The following is a 1,613-nucleotide window of genomic DNA, read 5'->3' on the forward strand; positions in this document are numbered from 1 at the left end:
CGGTGTTTGTCAACATAGTTGTCGCCTCAACTCAGGCAGCTTTACTTAGTTGCCCGTCAATACATTTATCAGGATTAAGCCAGACTTCATCCGGTAGATCCCAGTTTCTGGTTGCCCGGCTTCCCCAGCGCTCGGGATGACGCTTCTTCGCCAGCGCATAAACCACTTTCCTGTTATCCATGAGAGTCTTTGTCTCCCCCCGGTGCCTCTGCCCCGGTGTTAAGAACTTGATCCCGCTGTGTCGGTGATCTTCGTTGTACCATTGGGTAAACCCATGCACCCAATTGCGGGCCGCTGTGAGGTCAGTAAACGGCTTGGAAGGATAACCTGGTCGGTACTTCAGTGTTCTGAATATTGCTTCCGCGTAAGGGTTATCATCACTGACTCTCGGCCGACTGAAGGAGCTGACTACACCAAGGCTCTGCAAGGTAGACAGCATGCTGCCACCTTTCATAGCACTGCCATTGTCTGAATGTAAGACCAACGGCCTCTCCAGGGCTGAAATGCCATGGCGCAGACACGCTTTGGTCATCATTTTTGAGGCGTGTTCTGCCGATTCATTTTCATGAACCTCCCAAGTAACAATCATACGACTGTATATATCTATAACCAGATACAGGTAAAAGAACTGGCCTCTCACCGGCGAGCGTAAAAAAGTGATATCCCAAGACCAGACCTGATTCGGACCCGTTGCACAGTAAGAGGTCGGCTTACGTTGCGCTGGTTTGGCTGCACGCCCGCGGTGCTGCTGTTGCCCGTGTTTATGCATGACCCGATAGAAAGTGCTTTCAGAGCCCAGATAGACACCTTCATCGACCAGAGCAGGCACAATCTGGCTTGGAGGCAGACTCTTAAAACGCTCACTATTACAAACGTCAATGATCGTCTGTTCCTCGGCTTCAGAAAGCTTGTTAGCGGGCGCTGGTCGAACAGCATTTTTACGATTATCGGGCAGCACCTCATCACCGTTCACCCAGCGTTGAATCGTTCTTTCTGATAGGCCAATAGCTTCGCAGGCTTTCGATTGGCGAGCACCGTCTTTTACCGCCTGTTTGATCAGGCTAACTGTATGCTGTCGATCCGGGAGAGAGACTAATCGTCCTCTGCTGTTCCCCAGATCTCTTGGGCCTTTTTTGTGAGCACCAGCAAGGCAGCAGTTTCTGCTAACGCCTTGTCCTTGCGGTTAAGTTCACGCTCAAGTTTTTTGATGGTTTTCTTATCTTTCCTGTGTTCGTCAGACAGTGCCTTGCCCTGCTTTGACGGACTGGCAGGCTGGTCAGAAGCACTGTTAATAAAGGCTGATTTCCACTGCTGAATTTGCTCAGCAAACAGCCCTTTCTTACGACAGTATTCAGACATTTCTGCTTCGTTAAGCGCTGCTGTTTCAATGATGACGGCTAGCTTGTTTTCAGCTGTCCACTGATCAGGATTTTTTCCGTTGCCCGGCACAGGCACTCCTTTAGATACGGCATGTTTTCGCCAAGTGTATAGCGTCACATCAGAGATGCCAGTATCTCTTACCAGCTGGGAAACCGACACATTGTTGGGCGGCATCATTTTCTGAATGATTGACTCTTTAAACTCTTCTGAATAGCGGGCCATTGATTATTCAC

General features: G+C 49.7%; 1 protein-coding gene. It reads right to left on the reverse strand.

The annotated features are described in order from the left end of the window. Window positions 1–31: 31 nt before the first annotated feature. Window positions 32–1,602 (reverse strand): IS3 family transposase gene (locus Q1B11_RS20110; protein ID WP_299735782.1). Its coding sequence is split into 2 segments (ribosomal slippage): window positions 32–1,128 and window positions 1,128–1,602, totalling 1,572 coding nucleotides; the frame shifts between segments, so codons are not numbered across the junction. Between the last annotated feature and the right edge of the window lie 11 nt (window positions 1,603–1,613).

Origin of the sequence: uncultured Endozoicomonas sp., assembly GCF_947495845.1 — a bacterium.
Classification (GTDB): Bacteria; Pseudomonadota; Gammaproteobacteria; order Pseudomonadales; family Endozoicomonadaceae; genus Endozoicomonas.